17 protein-coding genes and 1 riboswitch are annotated in these 20,544 nt (G+C 39.2%); of the genes, 11 read left to right on the top strand and 6 right to left on the bottom strand.

Annotation, left to right across the window (positions count from 1 at the left end; genetic code table 11):
• Window positions 1-709: 709 nt before the first annotated feature.
• A complete protein-coding gene (locus JEP36_RS15380; RefSeq protein WP_109373424.1) occupies window positions 710-1,723 on the top strand; it encodes a LysR substrate-binding domain-containing protein in 1,014 nt (337 codons plus the stop codon).
• Window positions 1,724-1,784: 61 nt separating this feature from the next.
• Here JEP36_RS15380 and JEP36_RS15375 read toward each other — a convergent pair whose 3' ends face one another.
• From JEP36_RS15375 to JEP36_RS15365, 3 genes are read right to left on the bottom strand one after another with little or no spacing between them, the layout of a single operon-like run.
• Window positions 1,785-2,963 (bottom strand): M20 metallopeptidase family protein, encoded by a 1,179-nt coding sequence (locus JEP36_RS15375; RefSeq protein ID WP_109373425.1) that lies wholly within the window; start codon window positions 2,961-2,963, stop codon window positions 1,785-1,787.
• The gene (locus JEP36_RS15370) at window positions 2,963-3,412 is read right to left on the bottom strand and encodes a hypothetical protein (protein WP_109373426.1); all 450 of its coding nucleotides are present in this window, start codon (window positions 3,410-3,412) and stop codon (window positions 2,963-2,965) included. The genes JEP36_RS15375 and JEP36_RS15370 overlap by 1 nt, the downstream gene beginning before the upstream one ends.
• Complete coding sequence (locus JEP36_RS15365; RefSeq protein ID WP_023583450.1) at window positions 3,409-4,230, bottom strand: DUF3100 domain-containing protein; 822 nt, start codon at window positions 4,228-4,230, stop codon at window positions 3,409-3,411. The genes JEP36_RS15370 and JEP36_RS15365 overlap by 4 nt, the downstream gene beginning before the upstream one ends.
• 567 nt (window positions 4,231-4,797) lie before the next feature.
• Here JEP36_RS15365 and poxB point away from each other — a divergent pair.
• Window positions 4,798-6,522: a ubiquinone-dependent pyruvate dehydrogenase gene (gene poxB / locus JEP36_RS15360; RefSeq protein WP_198620354.1), complete on the top strand. Its 1,725-nt coding sequence runs from the start codon at window positions 4,798-4,800 to the stop codon at window positions 6,520-6,522.
• A gap of 62 nt (window positions 6,523-6,584) precedes the next feature.
• On the opposite strand, the gene argE is transcribed toward poxB, so the two are convergent.
• Window positions 6,585-7,748, bottom strand: coding sequence for an acetylornithine deacetylase (gene argE / locus JEP36_RS15355; protein WP_198620355.1), 1,164 nt, complete (start codon window positions 7,746-7,748; stop codon window positions 6,585-6,587).
• 100 nt (window positions 7,749-7,848) lie between these two features.
• Here argE and argC point away from each other — a divergent pair, with 100 nt between their 5' ends.
• The 5 genes from argC (at window position 7,849) to oxyR (ending at window position 13,507) form a co-directional block, all read left to right on the top strand.
• Window positions 7,849-8,853, top strand: a complete 1,005-nt coding sequence (gene argC / locus JEP36_RS15350; protein WP_198626435.1) for an N-acetyl-gamma-glutamyl-phosphate reductase — start codon at window positions 7,849-7,851, stop codon at window positions 8,851-8,853.
• A 20-nt stretch (window positions 8,854-8,873) separates the two neighbouring features.
• Window positions 8,874-9,647, top strand: a complete 774-nt coding sequence (gene argB / locus JEP36_RS15345) for an acetylglutamate kinase (protein ID WP_198620357.1) — start codon at window positions 8,874-8,876, stop codon at window positions 9,645-9,647.
• 75 nt (window positions 9,648-9,722) lie between these two features.
• On the top strand, window positions 9,723-10,931 hold the full coding sequence (locus tag JEP36_RS15340; protein WP_198620358.1) for an argininosuccinate synthase: 1,209 nt from the start codon (window positions 9,723-9,725) through the stop codon (window positions 10,929-10,931).
• 85 nt (window positions 10,932-11,016) lie between these two features.
• Entirely contained in the window at window positions 11,017-12,399 is a 1,383-nt protein-coding gene (gene argH / locus JEP36_RS15335; protein WP_198626436.1) for an argininosuccinate lyase, read from the top strand.
• Between the two features lie 190 nt (window positions 12,400-12,589).
• On the top strand, window positions 12,590-13,507 hold the full coding sequence (gene oxyR / locus JEP36_RS15330; RefSeq protein WP_198630429.1) for a DNA-binding transcriptional regulator OxyR: 918 nt from the start codon (window positions 12,590-12,592) through the stop codon (window positions 13,505-13,507).
• Here the strand turns inward: oxyR and sthA are convergent.
• Window positions 13,499-14,896: a Si-specific NAD(P)(+) transhydrogenase gene (sthA, locus tag JEP36_RS15325; RefSeq protein WP_109373435.1), complete on the bottom strand. Its 1,398-nt coding sequence runs from the start codon at window positions 14,894-14,896 to the stop codon at window positions 13,499-13,501. The genes oxyR and sthA overlap by 9 nt on opposite strands.
• A 199-nt stretch (window positions 14,897-15,095) precedes the next feature.
• On the opposite strand from sthA, the gene fabR reads away from it, so the two are divergent.
• Window positions 15,096-15,782, top strand: a complete 687-nt coding sequence (gene fabR, locus JEP36_RS15320) for an HTH-type transcriptional repressor FabR (protein ID WP_069366914.1) — start codon at window positions 15,096-15,098, stop codon at window positions 15,780-15,782.
• A complete protein-coding gene (locus JEP36_RS15315; RefSeq protein WP_109373436.1) occupies window positions 15,782-16,183 on the top strand; it encodes a YijD family membrane protein in 402 nt (133 codons plus the stop codon). Before fabR ends, JEP36_RS15315 begins: the two co-directional genes overlap by 1 nt.
• A gap of 123 nt (window positions 16,184-16,306) precedes the next feature.
• On the opposite strand, the gene trmA is transcribed toward JEP36_RS15315, so the two are convergent.
• Window positions 16,307-17,404: a tRNA (uridine(54)-C5)-methyltransferase TrmA gene (gene trmA, locus JEP36_RS15310; RefSeq protein WP_198620360.1), complete on the bottom strand. Its 1,098-nt coding sequence runs from the start codon at window positions 17,402-17,404 to the stop codon at window positions 16,307-16,309.
• 112 nt (window positions 17,405-17,516) lie between these two features.
• Window positions 17,517-17,724: riboswitch (cobalamin riboswitch) on the top strand.
• A gap of 69 nt (window positions 17,725-17,793) precedes the next feature.
• Between trmA and btuB the strand changes: the two genes are divergently transcribed.
• Together btuB and murI are read left to right on the top strand one after the other, a co-directional pair.
• Complete coding sequence (gene btuB / locus JEP36_RS15305; RefSeq protein WP_109373438.1) at window positions 17,794-19,650, top strand: TonB-dependent vitamin B12 receptor BtuB; 1,857 nt, start codon at window positions 17,794-17,796, stop codon at window positions 19,648-19,650.
• Window positions 19,595-20,461 carry a glutamate racemase gene (murI, locus tag JEP36_RS15300; RefSeq protein ID WP_109373439.1) on the top strand — a complete coding sequence of 289 codons (867 nt, stop codon included), beginning with the start codon at window positions 19,595-19,597 and terminating at the stop codon, window positions 20,459-20,461. The genes btuB and murI overlap by 56 nt, the downstream gene beginning before the upstream one ends.
• The last annotated feature ends 83 nt before the right edge of the window (window positions 20,462-20,544 follow it).

The raw sequence follows: 20,544 nt of genomic DNA, 5'->3' as shown, positions 1-20,544 counted from the left end.
ATTAAGTGACCTTTTATTAAGGTATTCGTAATTTCTTGTTATTCAATTAATTAAAAGAAATGAAGTGACTATTTGATAGCGAGAAGAGTGAGTAATAAAAATTCACTAAAAAACAGCTTACTTCTACCTATTTTAAATAGTGGTATTAAGCTAATAGATAAGAGAATATTTATTAAGTATAGATGAGATTAAATAAGATTTTAGGAAGTTTTCTTTGTCGTTTTGATATAACAAAACATAGCCTCTAGTATTAAAATGTGATCGTTATCATAACGTAATTCTGCTTTTGTGTAAAATTTGTAGTGTGAGAGGTTTTAAATTTACGTTAAGTAAACTTAAAATATCGAAAAGAAAAATCAAAAAATAAGATCGATTTTTATCATAAATAACAATTGGTTAATCTAATTTGTTGTGTTTTTTGATACAGGCTAACGCATTTATATGAGCATTATGCATAATACAAATACCGAAAGGTAAATAGAAAATAATAACGCCTTATTTTACTTTATTATTCTTTCGAATAGTGAAGATGAAAATGTGGATAATAGAATAGATCTCGCTATTCTTATTATTGATTACATCAAGATAGTATGACGGGATATCATGGCAGAGATATTAAAGATAGCCTCGTCATTCCCCATATTTAGAATAACAACTTATAAATTTAATAATTAACCGCGCATTTGTGCAAATTAACCCAGGTACCTCTATGAACATTAATCAACTGAAAAGCTTTGTTGAAGTCGTGAAAAATAATTTCAACATTACTAATGCGGCTGAAAAACTTTATACCTCACAACCGACAATCAGCAAGCAACTAAAGATATTAGAAGATGAATTAAGTGTATCGCTGTTTGTTCGTAAAAATAATAACTTATTAGCATTAAGCCCGATGGGTAAAGAAGTCCATAAAATTGCTTGTGATATTCTTGGGCAAGTTGACCGAATCAAAAGCATTGTGGCGGAAGAAGATCGTAATAAAAAAGTCGATTTACATATTGCGACAACGCATACGCAAATTCGTTATTCATTGCCGAATGTGATTGATCACTTTCGTCGCTATTACCCCAATATTTCTCTACATTTTCATCAAGGCGCACCAGCTCAATTAGCGGAAATGGTTAAAAATGGTGATGTGGATTTTGCGATTGCCACAGAATCTATGCACCTTTATGAAGATCTAATTACACTGCCTTGTTACCGCTGGACTCGTAGTTTATTAGTCCCTTATGACCACCCTCTTGCTTTATTGAAAGACGATGAGCTGGTTACCATCGAGCAGATGGCGGAGTATCCACTGATTACTTATGTTTTTGGTTTTACAAGAGGATCTAAATTAGACAAGGTATTTTATAAAAATAATCTTAAGCCTAATGTGGCGTTAACTGCGACGGATACAGAGATTATTAAATACTATGTTAAGCGACATTTAGGTATCGGCGTTATTGCAGCTGCTTCATATGATGAGACAGAAGATGGTGGCGCACTAAAATGTATTAATATCGATCATTTAGTGCAACCGAGTTATACCCATATTTGTGTCAGTAAACATACCCATATGAAAGATTATATGCATGAGTTTATTTCTCTCTATGCCCCCCATATTGATAGAAATATTATTCAGATGCCAGAGCAGTGGGAAACACAATGGCACAGTAAAGAGGTCTATCAGGGATTGCCTGATTTGCGTTCTGTGAATATTAATAATATCGCGACAGAATAAAAGTAATAATAAAGCCCGTTTTGCGGGGGCAATAACGGGCTTAGGCAGAACAAGAGAAAGATTAGCGAGTCAGAATATTCACAAAAATCTGAGCACCCACTAATAAACAATCATCATCGACAAAATAAGGATTGGCGTGAAGGTAATTATTAATCCCTTTCGCTTGGTTACCACTTCCTAAGAAGAACATGGCACCGACCTTACCTTTTGTGGCATTAACCATATAGCTAAAGTCTTCACTGCCTGTCATTGGCTTACCGTTTGATTCAATATTCTCTTCTGGTAAGAATTTACGCATCGCATCTAATAAACGCTGATGTGCAGTTGGATGATTCACAACAGCTGGGTATCCACTATAGCTTAATGTGGTTTTAAATCCACCAGCCGTACTGCGGGCAACAATTTCGTCGAAGCTGGCTTTCAGTATTTGATCGGTATTTTCATCCATAGAACGGATAGTACCGCGCGCTTGTACGTGATCAGCTAATGCATTAGGGATTGTTCCCCCATTGATCATGCCACAACCAAATACCGCAGGGCTAAATGGATCTGTCTTTTTCGCAACAACATAATCCATATAGTCAATTAAGCGCGTTGCTTCACGAATGGCATCTAACCCTTTGTGTGGTGTTGAACCATGTGCAGAAACACCATAAACATCTAATGTCCATGCTGAACCATAAGACGACATCACACCATCATTAAAGCGAACACAACCTGTTTCGATAGCGGCATCATTATGAAGTGCGTATGTTTCATCAACGCCTTCCATACAACCCATTTCCACCATTTTTTCAGCGCCAGGTACACGCATATCTTCTTCCGCCATTTGGAAAATAAAGCGGACATTTGACGTCATCTCTTCTTTATTTTCGGCAAGATACTTAGCACTGGTTAATGCCATGGTCATATGGGTATCGTGGCCACAGTTATGTGCACAACCTTGGTGAACTGAACTGTGTTCATTATTGGTTAAGTCTGGCATTTCTAGTCCGTCCATATCAGCACGGATAGCAATTAATGGAAATTCAGAATTAACAATTAAGTCTGCTGTGAAACCAGTATATCCATCAAAAGTTTTAATTTTATAACCAAAACTTTCCATTAATTCACGACAGTATTTAGATGTTTTATATTCTTCACCTGATAGCTCAGGTATTTTGTGCAGGTCTTGTCGTGTTTTTTTACTAAAGTCATTTAATTGAAAGAGTTTTTCACTGACATTATAAATATTATTCATTAGATAACTCCCTGGATACTAAATCCAATTTGCGCGACGATTGATGCTCCAAAGAAACAACAAGTTGAAACAATCATGAAAATAAGAATAACTTTCCATGACATTTTCTTAAGTTCTTCTAATTGACCACCAACAGATAAACCCGCAAATGCTAATAAAGGAACACAACAAGATAAGAAAGAAACTTTACCAATAGAACTAATAAAGAAATCTCTTACCGGAGTTTCGGGTAAACAAATAAGGATCCCGATAATTGTTGCATAAGCAAATGTGGGTAAAGATGAAGGTAAATAATGTTTTGCAACGAGTGAAATAAATACCACTAATGACATAGCAATAAAGCTATCCCACATTGCATAAAGAGCGATCCCTGATGTTAATGTTTGAGTAAACATTGCCAGTAAAATAGCAACGAATACAAACTTCATATCAATAATTATATTTTTCATGCAGTTTTGCCTCTGGTGAAAATTTTATAAATTTTTTCTGAAAGAGGTAAACCTAAATAGGTTAATGACAGTGCGCCTAATGCGGAAGATAATAAATTAGATGCAGCGGCAACACTTAATACTTGCTGTGCTAATGCTTCATCAAGACCATTAATTAATGCGCCTGATGCAGCACTTAACATTGAACCAGAACCCACACCAGAGCCTGCTGCAAGAGCAAGTGGATGTAATCCAGTTAGTGGAGCAATACTACCTAATACGCTAAACCATAAAGTACCGATAACAGAACCACATAAATAAATGGCTAATACACCAATATATTCTTGAGAGCCTGTACCAAATTTACCTTGGATAACAGCGATAGACGGTTCACGGCTAATAGATGAACAAGCACCAATTGCACGACGACCAAATCCAAATTTAATGGCTAATGGTACCGCAATTAATACTGGCAATAAGTTACCGAGTTCCTGAACAAATAAAGGAATACCGACACTTAAAATCATTTTAATATTAGGAACAATCATTCCCGCATATTGCGTACCTAAAATAAGTAGGCTGAAACCTACCATTTTACCGCAGAAGCCTTCTTCTTTTTCTGTGAATAATTTACCCCATACTTTAATTTTTTTACGGGTAAATCCAGCAGATATACACATACCAATAATTACAGCAAATAGCATTGGTAAAATAGGTATTACCGCAATGCCAATCTTAATTTCTTTTTTACCAATGACATATTGTGAAATAAAAATTAAGAAAAGGACTGCAAGAATACTAATAAAGAAAACCTTTATCGGACTTCTACTTTTGTCCATCCGTTAATCTCCGTTGAAAAATAATCAGGCTTTATTCTAGAGGACAAAAAGCAAAAGGTAGCGTGACCAATGTCATGTTTATTTCATACCTCTTTTTCATGGTGCATGAAATAATACAATGGTGATAAATTTATTAACAAATAGGAGAAAGTTAAATTTTTTAATAAAGACAGTGAGTAAGGCTGAAATGAGTCAGCTTAATTGTTAATAAAAATGTGAAGAGAAAAATCATAATTAAAAATTATTTTAATTATTAAAATAATACTATAAGAAAGTATTGTCTATAATTTAATAAAGAATAATATGTTATTAATGAGATGTATTCTTATTTGATGCGGTTATTATAAATTTAATGAATGTATTTGGAAGTGATATTTTATTTTTTGTATTTTTGAGGGCTGATTTTATCCCCACAGTGACATTATAGTGATTGGTGTTATTCTTTATATTTTAGTTAGTAAGATAATTTTCTCTGCAAGCTGATGAGGAAGAGAAACAGAATATGGGAAGGAGATAAGTGTAGCTCGCAGAGGCGTAATTCACCCAAAACTGAGGAAAGACATCACCATGAGTAAGCAAACAGTTGCAACTTATATTGCTAAAGTACTCCATAATGCAGGTGTGAAACGTATTTGGGGCGTGACAGGCGATTCTCTCAATGGATTAAGTGATAGCTTGCGAAAGATGGGAACGATTGAATGGATGGGAACCCGTCATGAAGAAGTCGCGGCTTTTGCCGCAGGAGCAGAAGCAGCAGTTAATGGTCAATTAGCGGTTTGCGCTGGCTCTTGTGGACCAGGAAATTTACATCTTATCAATGGGCTTTTTGATTGCCATCGTAATCATGTTCCAGTGTTAGCCATTGCTGCGCATATTCCTTCTGCTGAAATTGGTAGTAATTACTTTCAAGAAACACATCCTCAAGAACTTTTTCGCGAATGTAGCCATTATTGTGAATTAGTCTCAAACCCAGAGCAGATCCCTCAAGTGCTTGCCATTGCAATGCGAACCGCTATTTTGAAAAAAGGAGTCGCTGTTGTTGTTTTACCGGGAGATGTTGCACTAAAACCAGCCCCAGAAGATGCGCATGAAAACTGGTATCCGTTGCAATCTCCACTCATCATGCCAAATCGTTTCGAAATTGAAAAATTATCCGATGCGCTAAATAATGCAAAAAATATCACTTTAATGTGCGGTGCTGGATGTGCTCAAGCTCGCGACGAAGTGATTAAACTAGCTCAAACATTAAAAGCCCCTGTTGTACACGCATTGCGAGGGAAAGAGTACATTGAGTGGAAAAATCCCTATAGTGTAGGAATGACAGGATTAATTGGTTTTTCATCGGGTTATCATGCGATGGAAAATGCCGATACGTTAGTGTTATTAGGTACGCAATTCCCTTATCGTGCATTTTATCCATCAAAAGCCAATATTATTCAAATTGATATTAATCCAAGTAGCCTTGGTTCGCATTGCCATGTCGATATGGCGATGATTGGCGATATTAAAGCCACACTCAATGCGATACAGCCTCGTTTAAAAGAGAAAACAGATACCACTCATCTTGATGCTTCACTGAAACATTATGCTAAAGCACGAGAAGATCTGGATGCACTTGCACAACCGAGTGAACGTGAGCTTATTCATCCACAATATCTGGCTCGTCGATTAAGTGAATTGGCAAATGATGATGCTATTTTTACTTGTGACGTAGGTACACCAACGGTATGGGCGGCACGTTATGTGGGTATGAATGGCAAACGTCGTTTACTGGGCTCGTTTAATCACGGCTCTATGGCAAATGCGATGGCTCAAGCCATTGGTGCACAGGCGTTAGATAGAAAGCGTCAAGTTGTGGCAATGTGTGGTGATGGTGGATTTACCATGTTAATGGGGGATTTTATCTCATTAGCTCAAATGAATTTGCCTGTAAAAGTGATTATTTTTAATAACAGTGTATTAGGTTTTGTCGCGATGGAGATGAAAGCGGGTGGCTATTTAACCGATGGTACGGATTTACATAATCCAGATTTCGCGGCTATTGCTAATGCATCTGGTATCAAAGGTATTCGCGTTGAGAAAGGTGAAGATCTGGATAATGCACTGAAAGAAGCTTTTGAACATGATGGCCCTGTGATTGTGGATGTGGTAACCGCAAAACAAGAGCTTTCAATGCCCCCCGAAATTAAATTCGAACAGGCGAAAGGGTTTAGCTTGTATATGATGAAAGCGATTATTAATGGTCGCGGTGATGAGATTGTTCAACTCGCGAAAACTAATTGGTTACGCTAGTTATTAAGTCAGATTGAAGGTAAATAACCCTATCAAAATAAATCGATAGGGTTATTTTATTATTATTGGGCTTTCTCTGTTAAACAGAAGTTTTCAATTAATTGCCCCATTAATTCACGCGTCGGCTCAATAAATGCCATATCAATAAATTCATCAGGTTGATGTGCTTGCTCAATAGAACCTGGGCCTAAAACTAAGGTAGGGCAGAGATCTTGAATAAACGGCGCTTCAGTACAGTAATTTACAGTTTGCGCTTTCTCACCCAATAGTTTTTCGATCACGGCAACCATTTTATGATCGGTTGGGCACTCATAACCCGGAATAGGATCGTGTAATGCCTCAACACTTAAACGACCCGGCCAACGTGCTTTGACTGGTGCTAATGTTTCGTGAAGTAAATCATCCAAGTCTTGCAGTGTTAATCCCGGTAATGGGCGAATATCCATATGTAATTCACAGCAAGCACAAATTCTATTTGCTGCATCACCGCCATTAATATAACCAAAGTTCATTGTTGGATAAGGGATAACAAACGCAGGGTTGTTATAGCGAGTTTTTAACGTATCGCGCAGTGTACTAAGGTGAGTAATAGACTCATGCATCAGTTCTATCGCATTCACTCCTTTTTCTGGATCACTAGAGTGTCCTGATTGCCCAGTAATGCGTATTGCATTTGATAAATGCCCTTTATGAGCACGAATAGGTTTTAACGATGTAGGTTCGCCAATAATGGCAAAATCAGGGCGGATTGCTGTATTAGCAGCAAAATAACGCGCCCCTGCCATAGAGGTTTCTTCATCAGCGGTAGCAAGTATATAAAGTGGATGCGTTAGTGTTTTAGTATCCACGTCACGTAATGCGTCAAGAATAAAGGCAAAAAAGCCTTTCATATCCGCTGTACCTAAACCGTATAACTTATTTTCTTTTTCTGTCAGCGTAAAAGGATCTTGCGTCCAACGGCCTTCATCAAACGGCACAGTGTCAGTATGACCACAGAGTAATAATCCGCCTTTCCCCATCCCTAATGTTGCGAGAAGGTTAAATTTTCCTCGCGTTTCGGGTACAGGTTGAATTTCAATTGAAAAACCTAATGTTTCCAACCAATTAGCAAGCAGGTTAATCAATGCTTCGTTGCTTTGATCGTTTTTAGCATCTGTTGCACTGATAGAGGGAGTTGCAATTAATTGACGATAAATCTCAATAAATGTAGGTAATTTAATATTCACTGTTGACAGCCTTTCTTCATAATAGTATCAATATTCATGCACTTTTTTTGAATAAAAATACATTAATCGGTTTGTGTTCATAGTACAAGGTAAGAATGACATGTTAAATACTCTGATTGTAGGAGCAAGTGGTTACACTGGCGCTGAATTAGCCGCCTATCTTCAGCAGCATCCTCATGTGAATTTGAGCAGACTGATGGTATCAGCTCAAAGTGCAGATGCAGGAAAGTGCTTTTCTGAACTTCATCCACAATATCGTGGTTTAGTAGATCTCCCACTAGAGCCGATGGTTGATGTGGCTAAAGCCGTTGAAAATATTGATATCGTTTTTTTAGCAACAGCACATGAAGTCAGCCATGACATTGCCCCTATTTTTCTAGAGCAAGGTTGCGTGGTGTTCGACTTATCTGGCGCCTATCGAGTACAAAACAAGCATTTTTATCAACAATACTATGGATTCGAGCATAAGAATACTGATTGGTTATCACAGGCAGTTTATGGGTTAGCTGAATGGAATGCCGACATTATTAGTAAGGCTCAATTAATTGCAGTGCCGGGTTGTTATCCAACGGTGTCTCAGTTGTCTCTAAAACCGCTTGTGGAAGCGGGACTTTTAGATACAGCACAGTGGCCAGTGATTAATGCTACCAGCGGTGTGAGTGGTGCTGGTAGAAAAGCCTCTTTAACCAGTAGCTTTTGCGAAGTGAGCTTGCAACCTTATGGCGTGTTTACGCATCGCCATCAACCTGAAATTGCAACACATTTGGGTATTGATGTCATTTTTACACCTCATCTGGGTAATTTTGCCAGAGGGATCTTAGCCACTATCACCTGTAAGTTAAAAGTGGGTGTGACACAAGAGGATGTAAGACAAGTCTTTGAAGATGCTTATCAAGATAAACCATTAGTGCGTGTTTATGAAAAAGGGTTACCTGCATTAAAAGCCGTTGTAGGAACCGCATTCTGTGATATCGGCTTTGCTCAACAAGGTGAACATCTGATTGTGGTCGGTGTTGAAGATAACTTGTTGAAAGGGGCTGCTGCACAAGCGGTGCAATGTATGAACATTCGGTTTGGTTTCGCTGAAACCGAATCACTTATTTAAATAATGAGTAGGGAAGTTTCATGGAACCATTAATTATCAAACTGGGTGGTGTGCTCCTTGATAATGAAGAAGCGTTAACGCGGTTTTTCACTGCATTACAACAGTATCGTTCAACACATTCTCGCCCCTTAGTCATCGTACATGGTGGTGGCTGTTTGGTGGATGAGTTGATGGGTAAATTGCAATTGCCTGTGGTGAAAAAGCAGGGGCTTCGTGTCACACCGGCTGATCAGATAGACATCATCACAGGGGCACTTGCCGGAAGTGCCAATAAAACCTTGTTATCGTGGGCAACTCAGTTTGGGCTTAATGGTGTGGGGCTTTCTTTGGGTGATGGACAATTAGCTAAAGTCACTCAAATCAATGAAGAGCTAGGCCATGTAGGAAATGCAAATCCCGGCTCTCCTGATTTACTCAATTTATTATTGGGTGCTGGCTATCTACCTATTATCAGTTCTATCGGTATGACTGAAAAAGGTGAACTGATGAATGTGAATGCTGACCAAGCGGCAACCGCTATCGCTGAAACGTTAGGTGCTGATTTAGTGTTGCTTTCAGACGTCAGTGGCATTTTAGATGGTAAAGGCCAGAAGATAGCCGAGATGTCAGCAGAAAAAGCACAGACATTAATCGACCAAGGCATTATCACTGACGGCATGATAGTGAAAGTAAACGCAGCATTGGAAGCGGCTAAAACGTTAGGACGACCAGTTGAAATTGCAAGTTGGCGCCATGCTGAAAAACTAACGGCTCTGTTTAATGGTGTTGCAGTCGGAACCCGTATTTTAGCTTAAAAATCTTTCTAGAAACCTTATCGCTATTTGATAGTTGGCAGAATTTAAACAAATTAGGAATTGAAGGTTATCACTATGACTAAAGGTATAAAAAAAATCGTATTGGCGTACTCTGGCGGATTGGATACTTCGGCAATCATTCCTTGGCTAAAAGAACATTATGATAACTGTGAAGTTGTCGCTTTTGTCGCGGATGTGGGTCAAAGCCGTGATGATTTAGTGGGTGTGGAACAAAAGGCCTTAGCATCAGGTGCTTCTGAGTGTCATATTGTCGATTTACGCGAAGAATTTATCAAAGACTATGTTTACCCAGTATTAAAAACGGGTGCGTTATATGAAGGTAGCTACTTATTAGGTACTTCAATGGCACGTCCTGTTATCGCTAAAGCGCAAGTTGAACTAGCCTTAAAACTCGGTGCCGATGCAGTTGCTCATGGTGCAACAGGTAAAGGTAACGATCAGGTTCGTTTCGAAAGTACTTATGCGGCACTTGCTCCACAACTTAAAGTGGTCGCGCCTTGGAGAGAGTGGGATTTACGTTCTCGTGAAGCATTACTGGATTATCTGAAAGTTCGTAATATCCCAACCACAGCAACGCTTGAGAAAATTTATAGCCGTGACGAAAACGCATGGCATATCTCAACAGAAGGTGGTGTATTAGAAAGTCCGTGGAATGCCTCAAACGAAGACTGTTGGGCATGGACGGTTGATCCGAAGAAAGCACCAGAAACACCAGAACTCGTTACTGTCACCGTAAAAGCGGGGGAAGTCGTTGCCGTAAATGGTAAAACACAATCACCTTTTGAATGTTTAGATACCTTAAATGCATTAGGCGTTAAACATGGTATCGGTCGTATTGATATTGTTGAAAACCGTTTAGTGGGAATGAAATCTCGTGGCTGCTATGAAACTCCGGGGGGCACTATCATGATGGCGGCTCTGCGTGGTGTTGAGCAACTTGTACTCGATAGAGATGCTTTTAAATGGCGTCAACAGCTGGGCTTAGAGATGTCTTATGTGGCTTATGATGGTCGTTGGTTCACGCCAATTCGCGCTTCACTGCAAGCGGCGGCAGAGTCACTGGCAAAAGATGTGAATGGTGAAGTGGTATTAGAGCTGTATAAAGGTCATGTTAATGCTATTCAGAAGAAATCAGATAACAGTCTGTATTCTGAAGAGTTTGCAACCTTTGGTGAAGATGAAGTTTACGATCACAGCCATGCTGAAGGGTTTATCCGTTTATATTCCTTACCATCACGTATCCGTGCATTGAGTAAGAAATAAGGTTAAACAATAGAGTGATGCTATATATCTATATAAGGCATCACTCTCACTCTTTTATTACACAGAATAAATACAGGAAGCGATTATGGCACTCTGGGGTGGACGTTTTAGTCAGGAAGCTGATCAACGGTTTAAACAATTCAATGATTCACTGCGGTTTGATTTTCGACTGGCACAACAGGATATCTTTGGCTCAGTAGCTTGGTCTAAAGCGTTAGTCACAGTTGGCGTATTGTCGCAAGATGAACAAGCTCAACTTGAGCAAGCTTTAAATGAATTATCAGAAGAAGTAACAGCAAACCCGCAGTCTATTTTGCAGAGTGATGCGGAAGATATTCATAGCTGGGTTGAAAGTAAGCTTATTGCCAAAGTGGGTGATTTAGGTAAAAAATTACATACGGGTCGTAGCCGTAATGATCAGGTCGCAACAGACTTAAAATTATGGTGTAAAGAAGAAGTTATTCATCTACGCCAAGCCATTGTTGAGCTACAAAAAGCCTTAGTTATCACCGCAGAACAAAATCAAAATTCGGTGATGCCAGGTTACACCCATTTACAGCGTGCTCAGCCGGTGACTTTTGCACATTGGTGTTTAGCATACAATGAAATGCTAGCTAGAGATGAAAGCCGTTTAGCTGATGCGTTGAAGCGTTTAGATGTCAGCCCATTAGGATGTGGTGCGCTGGCAGGTACGGCTTATGATATCGATCGTGAACAATTAGCTGGATGGCTGGGTTTTGCGAGTGCAACCAACAATAGTCTAGACAGTGTCTCCGATCGTGATCATGTCTTAGAGCTATTATCTTCTGCGGCCATTGGTATGGTGCATTTATCGCGTTTTGCAGAAGATCTTATTTTCTTTAATAGTGGTGAAGCGGGTTTTATTGAATTATCAGACAAGGTAACTTCTGGCTCATCATTAATGCCACAAAAGAAAAACCCAGATGCACTTGAGCTTATCCGTGGAAAATGTGGACGAGTGCAAGGTGCATTAACTGGCATGATGATGACCTTAAAAGGTCTGCCTCTCGCTTACAATAAAGATATGCAAGAAGATAAAGAAGGGCTGTTTGACGCTATCGATACATGGTCTGATTGTTTGCATATGGCAACGCTTGTTCTTGATGGGATCCAAATCCGTCGCCCTCGTTGTGAAGAAGCCGCGAAGCAAGGTTATGCTAATGCCACTGAATTGGCCGATTATCTTGTTGCGAAAGGTGTGCCATTTCGTGAAGCTCACCATATTGTAGGTGAAGTGGTGGTTTGCGCCATTGAGCAAGGTAAAGCGATTGAAGAGCTCCCTCTTTCTGAATTACAGATGTTTAATAGTAAAATTATGATTGATGTGTACGATATTTTATCGCTTCAATCTTGTTTAGATAAACGTCTTGCAAAAGGGGGCGTTTCTCAAAAACAGGTCGCTTATGCGATAGTAAAAGCCAAAGAAGTCTTAAATATGGATAAATAAGCAAAGCGTTTACCTAAGACAACTTACTGTTATTCAAAAAGAACAGGGTGGATCTCACTCTGTTCTTTTATTTTAAATTGCCGATAATATCGAAAAAGAGAGGCAGAATAACATTCGACTGATAGAAAAATTTATCAGTTACTATATTATCTATAGACATTAACTATCAGCAATAAATGTGGGATCTGCAATGAATATCCGTGACTTGGAATATCTGGTGGCTCTAGCTGAGCATAAACATTTTCGTCGTGCGGCAGATTCTTGCCATGTGAGTCAGCCAACATTAAGTGGTCAAATTCGTAAACTTGAAGATGAACTTGGTGTGATGTTGCTTGAAAGAACTAGCCGTAAGGTTCTGTTTACTCAACAAGGTTTGTTGCTGGTGGATCAAGCGAAAACCGTTTTACGTGAAGTCAAAGTGCTACAAGAAATGGCTTCATTGCAAGGCGAAAGTATGGCAGGGCCTTTACATATTGGGCTTATCCCTACTGTTGGCCCTTATTTATTGCCTCATATCATTCCTGAATTACATAAAAACTACCCTAAGTTAGAGATGTATCTTCATGAAGCACAAACTCATAGCTTATTAGCTCAATTAGATAGCGGAAAACTCGATTGTGCTATTTTAGCAATGGTAAAAGAGAGTGCGCCGTTTATTGAAGTGCCCCTATTTGAAGAGCCAATGAAATTAGCAATTTATGAAGGACACCCGTGGAATGAGCGTGGATCTGTGCCGATGGGCGACTTAGCGGGTCAACGCTTATTAATGTTAGAAGATGGGCACTGTTTACGCGATCAAGCGTTAGGGTTCTGCTTCCAAGCAGGTGCAAAAGAAGATACTCATTTTAGAGCAACGAGTTTAGAGACTCTGCGTAATATGGTCGCTGCTGGTAGTGGAATAACCTTATTACCTGATTTATCGGTACCTCAAGAACAAAAACGTGATGGGGTTTGTTATCTAGAATGTACTGATCCCAATCCATCACGTTCTATTATTTTGGTTTATCGTCCCGGATCGCCTTTGCGTAATCGTTATGAACAGTTAGCAGAGACAATCCGTGAACATATGATCGCATTTTATGCAGAAAAACAGAGTGCATTAAAATAAGCGGTTTAAACCATTAAGTGCGGCAACACGATAGGCTTCTGCCATTGTTGGATAGTTGAAGGTAGTATTAACGAAATACTCGATAGTATTGCCTTCACCTTTTTGCTCCATAATCGCTTGACCGATATGAATAATTTCAGCGGCACGCTCACCGAAGCAGTGAATACCTAAAATTTGCTTGGTTTCACGGTGGAAGAGAATTTTCAAACTCCCTACATTCATACCTGCAATTTGTGCTCTTGCCAGATGTTTAAATTGAGAACGTCCCACCTCATAAGGAATTTTCATTGCAGTGAGTTGTTGCTCTGTTTTACCAACAGAACTAATTTCAGGAATGGTATAGATCCCAGTTGGAATATCTTCGATTAAATGTGTTTCTGATTTTCCAGTGGTAATTGCCAAAGCAGCAATTCGACCTTGATCATAGGCGGCAGAAGCTAGACTTGGATAACCAATTACATCACCGACGGCATAAATGTGTTCACAACTGGTTTGGTAATGAGCATTAACAGAAACTTGTCCACGACTATCTGTTTTAATACCCACGTTTTCTAAGCCCAGTGTGTCAGTATTTCCTGTTCGACCATTCGCATAAAGTAGGCAATCTGCTTTGACTTTTTTACCTGATTTTAGATGAACAATAACACCATCATCGACACCTTCAATGCTTTCATATTCTTCATTATGACGAATAACAATACCGTTATTCCAGAAGTGATAAGAAAGTGCATCAGACATCTCTTGATCAAGGAAAGACAATAGGTGATCACGAGTATTAATTAAGTCTACTTTTACTCTTAATCCTCTAAAAATAGAGGCATATTCACAACCAATGACACCAGCACCATAAATAATGACATGGTGAGGCTCATGCTCTAAATCGAGAATAGTGTCACTGTTATAAATACGAGAATGAGAGAAATCGACATCTGGCGGGCAATAAGGACGTGAGCCTGTTGCAATAATAAAACTATCAGCTGAAAGAATATCGCACGTACCATCAGGATAACGCACGCTGATCCTGTGCTCGTCAATAAATGCAGCTTCACCCGAATACATCGTACAATTATTACGCTCGTAAAAACCTTGACGCATTTTAGTCTGCTGACTAATTACGGTACTGGCTTGACGAAGTATTTGAGAGAAAGAGGAGTTAATAAGGCGAGATTGGTCACTGTAAAGCGGATTTTGATTAAATTCTATGATACGACTTACTGCGTGACGTAGGGCTTTTGAAGGAATGGTTCCCCAGTGAGTACAGCCCCCACCGACTTTGTTATAACGTTCTATAACTGCGACGCGCTTTCCTTGTTTAACAAGCCCCATGGCCGCGCCTTCACCACCAGGACCTGAACCGATCACAATTGCATCGAAATGAGAATGTTGCATAGGAAAAGACCTGTTTTATACAAACCGACAACGCTATATTAACATTAGAATGAATAATAGCCCAACTGACATTAAGGGCATTAGTCACACTTTGTTGAGTTTTTATGAGAATGTGTCTTGAGAGATGATTGTACGCACTGCTTTTTTAACAAAGTTTGATATATTGGGTATAAACCAAATTAGGATTATCAGGATTTCTGTGAGTAATAATATTGGCATCAGAGCTAAACAAAAAGAAAAAACCCGTCGCTCTTTAATTGAAGCTGCTTTTAGCCAACTCAGTGCCGAGCGTAGCTTTACAAGTCTAAGTTTACGAGAAGTGGCTAGAGAAGCTGGTATTGCACCCACCTCATTTTATCGTCATTTTAAAGATGTGGATGAACTTGGGCTCACCATGGTTGATGAAAGTGGATTGATGTTACGTCAACTAATGCGCCAAGCACGTCAACGCATTGCGAAAGGTGGCAGTGTTATCAGAACATCAGTAGCAACTTTTATGGAATTCATTGGTAATAATCCTAATGCGTTTCGATTATTACTTCGTGAACGTTCAGGGACTTCAGCTGAGTTTCGTGCGGCTGTCGCACGAGAGATCCAACATTTTATTGCAGAACTGGCAGACTATCTTGAGCAAGAAAGCCATATGCCACGTTATTTTACAGAAATGCAATCTGAAGCAATGGTCACTATTGTATTTAGTGCAGGCGCAGAAGCACTGGATATCGATATTGAAAAGCGTCAACAATTAGAAGAAAGATTAGTTATACAACTGCGAATGATTGCTAAAGGTGCCTATTATTGGTATCGACGTGAGCAAGAAACGCAAATACCTCTACAAGATAACCCAGAGATAAAGAAAAAAACGCATCAGAAAGGAGACAAATGATGGAACAAAATCGCTGTGAAAAAAGCACGCTATTACTTGCCACAGTCATTGGTGTCGCTTTACATGGTACTTATTCAAGCCTTTTTAACCCGTTTATTGAGACGTGGTCAGTTTTCCCACTCGTCAGCTTAATTTTGGCAGTTTACTGTTTATATCAGCGCTACTTAAATCAACCCATGACCGATGGTATGCCTAAGCTGATTTTTTCATTCTTTTTATTAGGCTTATTCGGTTATAACGCTTACACCAGAACCGTTAACCCTGAATGGGGTTCAAATTTCTTCTCTTCAGTTTGTATCGTTATCGTTGCATTGTGGATTTATCGTCAATTCAAACAGCGTCAACGCTTACGTATACAGGCAGAAGAAGCTGAAAAAGCATCACGAGCAGAACAGTACTAGCCTGTACTCCTCTCTTTGTTGTAAACACAGCGAAATTTTGACACCAGCAAGCTATCTTGCTGGTGTTTTTGTTTTTATTGGCGTTATTGAAAGATTTTCTATTCTAACGTGAGAAATAAGCTGTTATCTTTTTTCTAATAATACGCCACATTCCATATGGTGGGTGTAGGGGAATTGGTCGAATAATGCTAATTTGCTGATTTTATGTGTTTTAATTAGAGTTTCTAGATTTTCGCACAGTGTTTCTGGATTACAAGAAATGTATAAAATGCTAGGGTAAGTTTTAACCAATTCTACAGTTTTCTCATCTAAACCACTACGAGGAGGGTCAACAAAAATGGTTTCACATTGGTAATCTTTTAAATTAATCCCTTCTAAGCGTTTAAATTCTCTTACACCATTCATTGCTTGCGTAAAATCTTCTGCGGACATGCGAATAATTTTCACATTATCAATGTGATTCATTGCAATATTGTATTGGGCTGCATGAACAGACGGTTTTGCAATTTCTGTTGCCAGTACTCGCTCAAAATTACGTGCAAGCGCTAATGAAAAGTTACCGTTGCCGCAATACAGTTCAAGCAGATCGCCTTTTGCATTTTCTGTTGCTTTTAATGCCCATTCCAACATTTTAATATTGACCTGTGCATTAGGTTGCGTGAAGCTATTTTCAACTTGGCGATAAATCATCTCTTTACCTGCCACTGGTAACACTTCATCAATAAAATCATTATCGAGCATAATTTTTGTTTTATAAGCTCGACCAATTAATTGAACATCAAAGCCTTGAGCAATTAATGATTGGCGTAATGCTATTGCTTCTTGCTGCCAAGTTTCATCAATTTTCTTGTGATAAAGCAGGGAAACAATAATTTTATTACTCAACGTAGAAAGATAATCAATCTGAAACAGTTTCTTTCTGAGTGTTGGTTTATCTTTTATTTCTGCCAACAAGGCAACCATCATTTTATTAATAAGCTGGCTGGCAACCGGAAATTGGTCAACACGAATACGCTGCTTAGTCTCTTGGTCAAACATAATATGATAGAGAGAATCTTCTTCATGCCAGATACGGAATTCCGCACGCATACGATAATGCTGTTCTGGTGATGAAAAAACCTCTGCTTCAGGCGCATTAAAAGGAGCCATCATTGTTTGTAGACGTTGTGTTTTTTCATTCAGTTGAGACTGATATGTTTGCGTTGGTAATGAATTCTGCATGGTATCTCGCCTTTTTTTGGCAGTAATAAAGTTAAGCGAGCGAAATTGTAGAGATCCTCATGAAGATGTCCAGTATTCTTCATGTTCAATTTCTGGACTCAGTGGATTTGAAATCGTAGCATAGTTATTCGGTCTCCTAATAGGAGTTAAAAGGGAATCTGGTGCAAAGCCAGAACTGACGCGCAGCGGTAATAGGATCAAGGATAATAAAAGACACTGCAAAGCACTTATATAAGTGCAGTGGGAAGTCATTATCTTAAAGACATAAATTTGTTTCTTTAACCTAAAGTCCGAAGACCTGCCGAAGACCTGTCGCATCTTAAATTAAATACGCGTTTTATTTAATTTTGGCGGCATCCTGCTACTTATTCTGTTGGATGCAGATTTTCATGAATAATAAAAAAGTTTTTTTCATTTCCAGTGTGGCTTTGAGTGTTATGGCGGGCAGTTTTGGTGCGTTTGCAAATAACAGTGATACGTTAAGCGTGACAGCAAACCGCTTTCAAGAGCCTAACTCTTCTATTTTAGCGCCGATAACAGTTGTTGAACGTGAACAAATCGAACGTTGGCAGAGTAATAGTGTTATTGATGTATTACGCAGAATGCCAGGGATTGATGTGGGGCAAAACGGTGGAATAGGGCAGATGAGCTCTATTTATGTACGTGGAGCTGAATCTCGTCATGTTCTTATTTTAGTGGATGGTGTGCGTTTAAATCAGGCGAATGTGTCTGGTAGTTCTGATATCAGCCAAATTCCTCTTTCTCTTGTTCAACGTATTGAATATATAAGAGGGCCTCGTTCTTCTGTTTATGGTTCTGATGCGATTGGTGGCGTGATTAATATCCTCACAGAAAGAAAAACGGAAGGAGGAACACTTAATGCCACAATGGGTTCTCATGGTTATCAAGAATATGATGGCTCGATAAAACAAAAAGTCGGTGATAAAACCACATTAACAGCCGCTGGCAGTTATCTCTATACCAAAGGTTATGATGTAGAAGCGAATGGAAATACTGGTGGACATCCACAACCTGATCGTGATGGCTTTATGAACAAGTCATTATGGCTAGGGGTTAATCACGATATTAACGATGATGTTTCTTTATATGCACGCGCTTATGGTTTTGATAATCGCACGGCTTATGATGCTTATTATGACAGTTATAACGATATGTTAACGGATACAAGAGCATTATTTAGTCGTACTTATGATGGTGGTGTGAAATTTAATCGTGATAACTACTCTTCTTCTTTAAATACCAGCTATAACTACACCAAAGATTATGACTATGATCCTCGTTATGGTCGCTATGGTAAAGGAAGCCGTTTTACCAACTCTGAACAATATAATGTGCAGTGGGGAAATCACCTTTTATTAGGGAATGGCAGTATCGGTGGTGGTGTCGATTGGCAACGTCAATCTATTAAAGCTGGCTCTAGTGGATTTCCTAATAAAGAACACTTCGACAATACAGGTTTGTATCTAACTGGACAGCAAAAGTTAGGCGATATTATTGCTGAAGCATCAGTACGCTCGGACAAACACTCTGAATATGGCTGGCATACGACTTGGCAAACTAACCTAGGTTGGGAATTTGTTGAGGGTTATCGTGTGATTGGTGGTTATGGTACGGCATTTAAAGCACCGACACTGATGCAACTTTATAGTGAGTGGGGAAGTAATCCAGACTTACAACCCGAAAAGAGTAAACAGTGGGAAGGGGGCTTTGAAGGATTAACGGGGCCTTTAGCGTGGCGATTAACTGCGTATCGTAATGATGTAAATTCTTTGATCCAAGGTGAATCGAGTTATCCATACCGTAACTACAATGTTGGTAAGGCCTTAATTAAAGGTGTGGAATTTACGGGTGAAATGGATACGTGGATTTTTCATCACACCTTTAACCTTCAATATATAGATGCAAGAAATAAAGAAACGCATCAACGTCTTGATCGTCGCGCTCGTCAACAACTGAAATATCAGCTTGATTGGCAAGTCGAGAAACTCGATATGGGGGTGACTTACCAATATATCGGTCAACGGACAGATAAAGATTATGGGACTTATGAGAATGTTTCTTTAGGTGGTGTGAGTATTTGGGATTTAACTGCTTCATATCCTATTACATCACATCTCTCAATTCGTGGTAGAATAGCCAACCTGTTTGATAAAGATTATGAGACAGCTTATGGCTATCGCACGCCAGGACGTGAATACTTCCTCACAGGAAGCTACAACTTCTGATGCACAACTTACCGCTAACCCTACTGTATTGGTTTTTGATTCAGGGGTTGGCGGTTTATCTGTTTATCGTGAGATCCGTGAAAAATTACCGGATGCTCACTATATCTATGTTTTCGATAATGAAGCTTTCCCCTATGGTGAGAAATCACAAGACTTCATTATTGACCGTGTTGTTCGAATAGTTAGCGCGGTTGCTGAAAAACATGATCTCGCGACCATCGTTATTGCTTGTAATACAGCAAGCACAGTGAGCCTCCCTGCTTTACGTGCCAAGTTTACTGATATTCCTATTGTGGGCGTTGTACCTGCTATTAAACCAGCAGCTAAATTAACATGTAATGGCGTAGTTGGATTATTAGCAACAAGAGCAACAGTTAAACGTCCTTATACCCATGAACTTATTGAACGCTTTGCGACTGATTGCAAAGTTCACTCTTTAGGTTCGGCAGAGCTGGTGGAATTGGCTGAGAGAAAACTTCATGGTGAAGCCGTTTCTTTAGACGAGCTACGTAAAATCCTTACACCTTGGCTAAAAATGAAAGAGCCACCGGATACTGTGGTATTAGGTTGTACTCATTTCCCTTTATTAGCTGATGAACTTCTTTCTGTTTTACCTGATGGTACCCGAATTATCGATTCTGGCGCTGCAATTGCACGAAGAACTGCGTGGTTAGTCGTAAATCAAGCGAAAATAAAGGGTTCAAATGAAATTAACTTCGCTTATTGCTTAAAAGAAGATGAGAATAGCGAATTATTAAAACCTGTTTTAGCGGGTTTTGGTTTTGAATCGCTCAGAAAACTGGCGCTTTAAGTGCAATTTGATTGAAAATTCAACGGTCAGTAAAAAAACTCAAAAAAAGTGTTGCCAGCTTCACAAAACTCCCTATAATGCGC

Origin of the sequence: Proteus sp. PR00208 (assembly GCF_016238545.1) — a bacterium.
In the GTDB taxonomy this organism is placed as follows: Bacteria; Pseudomonadota; Gammaproteobacteria; order Enterobacterales; family Enterobacteriaceae; genus Proteus.
This window is presented reverse-complemented; position numbering and strand designations above follow the sequence as displayed.

Excerpts from the sequence above, each read along its gene's own strand:
- JEP36_RS15315 (WP_109373436.1), top strand. The coding sequence starts at position 15,782 with ATGGAACAAAATCGCTGTGAAAAAAGCACGCTATTACTTGCCACAGTC.
- sthA (WP_109373435.1), bottom strand. The coding sequence starts at position 14,896 with ATGCAACATTCTCATTTCGATGCAATTGTGATCGGTTCAGGTCCTGGT.
- poxB (WP_198620354.1), top strand. The coding sequence starts at position 4,798 with ATGAGTAAGCAAACAGTTGCAACTTATATTGCTAAAGTACTCCATAAT.
- oxyR (WP_198630429.1), top strand. The coding sequence starts at position 12,590 with ATGAATATCCGTGACTTGGAATATCTGGTGGCTCTAGCTGAGCATAAA.
- btuB (WP_109373438.1), top strand. The coding sequence starts at position 17,794 with ATGAATAATAAAAAAGTTTTTTTCATTTCCAGTGTGGCTTTGAGTGTT.
- JEP36_RS15375 (WP_109373425.1), bottom strand. The coding sequence starts at position 2,963 with ATGAATAATATTTATAATGTCAGTGAAAAACTCTTTCAATTAAATGAC.
- murI (WP_109373439.1), top strand. The coding sequence starts at position 19,595 with ATGGCTATCGCACGCCAGGACGTGAATACTTCCTCACAGGAAGCTACA.
- trmA (WP_198620360.1), bottom strand. The coding sequence starts at position 17,404 with ATGCAGAATTCATTACCAACGCAAACATATCAGTCTCAACTGAATGAA.
- argH (WP_198626436.1), top strand. The coding sequence starts at position 11,017 with ATGGCACTCTGGGGTGGACGTTTTAGTCAGGAAGCTGATCAACGGTTT.
- JEP36_RS15380 (WP_109373424.1), top strand. The coding sequence starts at position 710 with ATGAACATTAATCAACTGAAAAGCTTTGTTGAAGTCGTGAAAAATAAT.
- JEP36_RS15340 (WP_198620358.1), top strand. The coding sequence starts at position 9,723 with ATGACTAAAGGTATAAAAAAAATCGTATTGGCGTACTCTGGCGGATTG.
- JEP36_RS15365 (WP_023583450.1), bottom strand. The coding sequence starts at position 4,230 with ATGGACAAAAGTAGAAGTCCGATAAAGGTTTTCTTTATTAGTATTCTT.
- argC (WP_198626435.1), top strand. The coding sequence starts at position 7,849 with ATGTTAAATACTCTGATTGTAGGAGCAAGTGGTTACACTGGCGCTGAA.
- argB (WP_198620357.1), top strand. The coding sequence starts at position 8,874 with ATGGAACCATTAATTATCAAACTGGGTGGTGTGCTCCTTGATAATGAA.
- JEP36_RS15370 (WP_109373426.1), bottom strand. The coding sequence starts at position 3,412 with ATGAAAAATATAATTATTGATATGAAGTTTGTATTCGTTGCTATTTTA.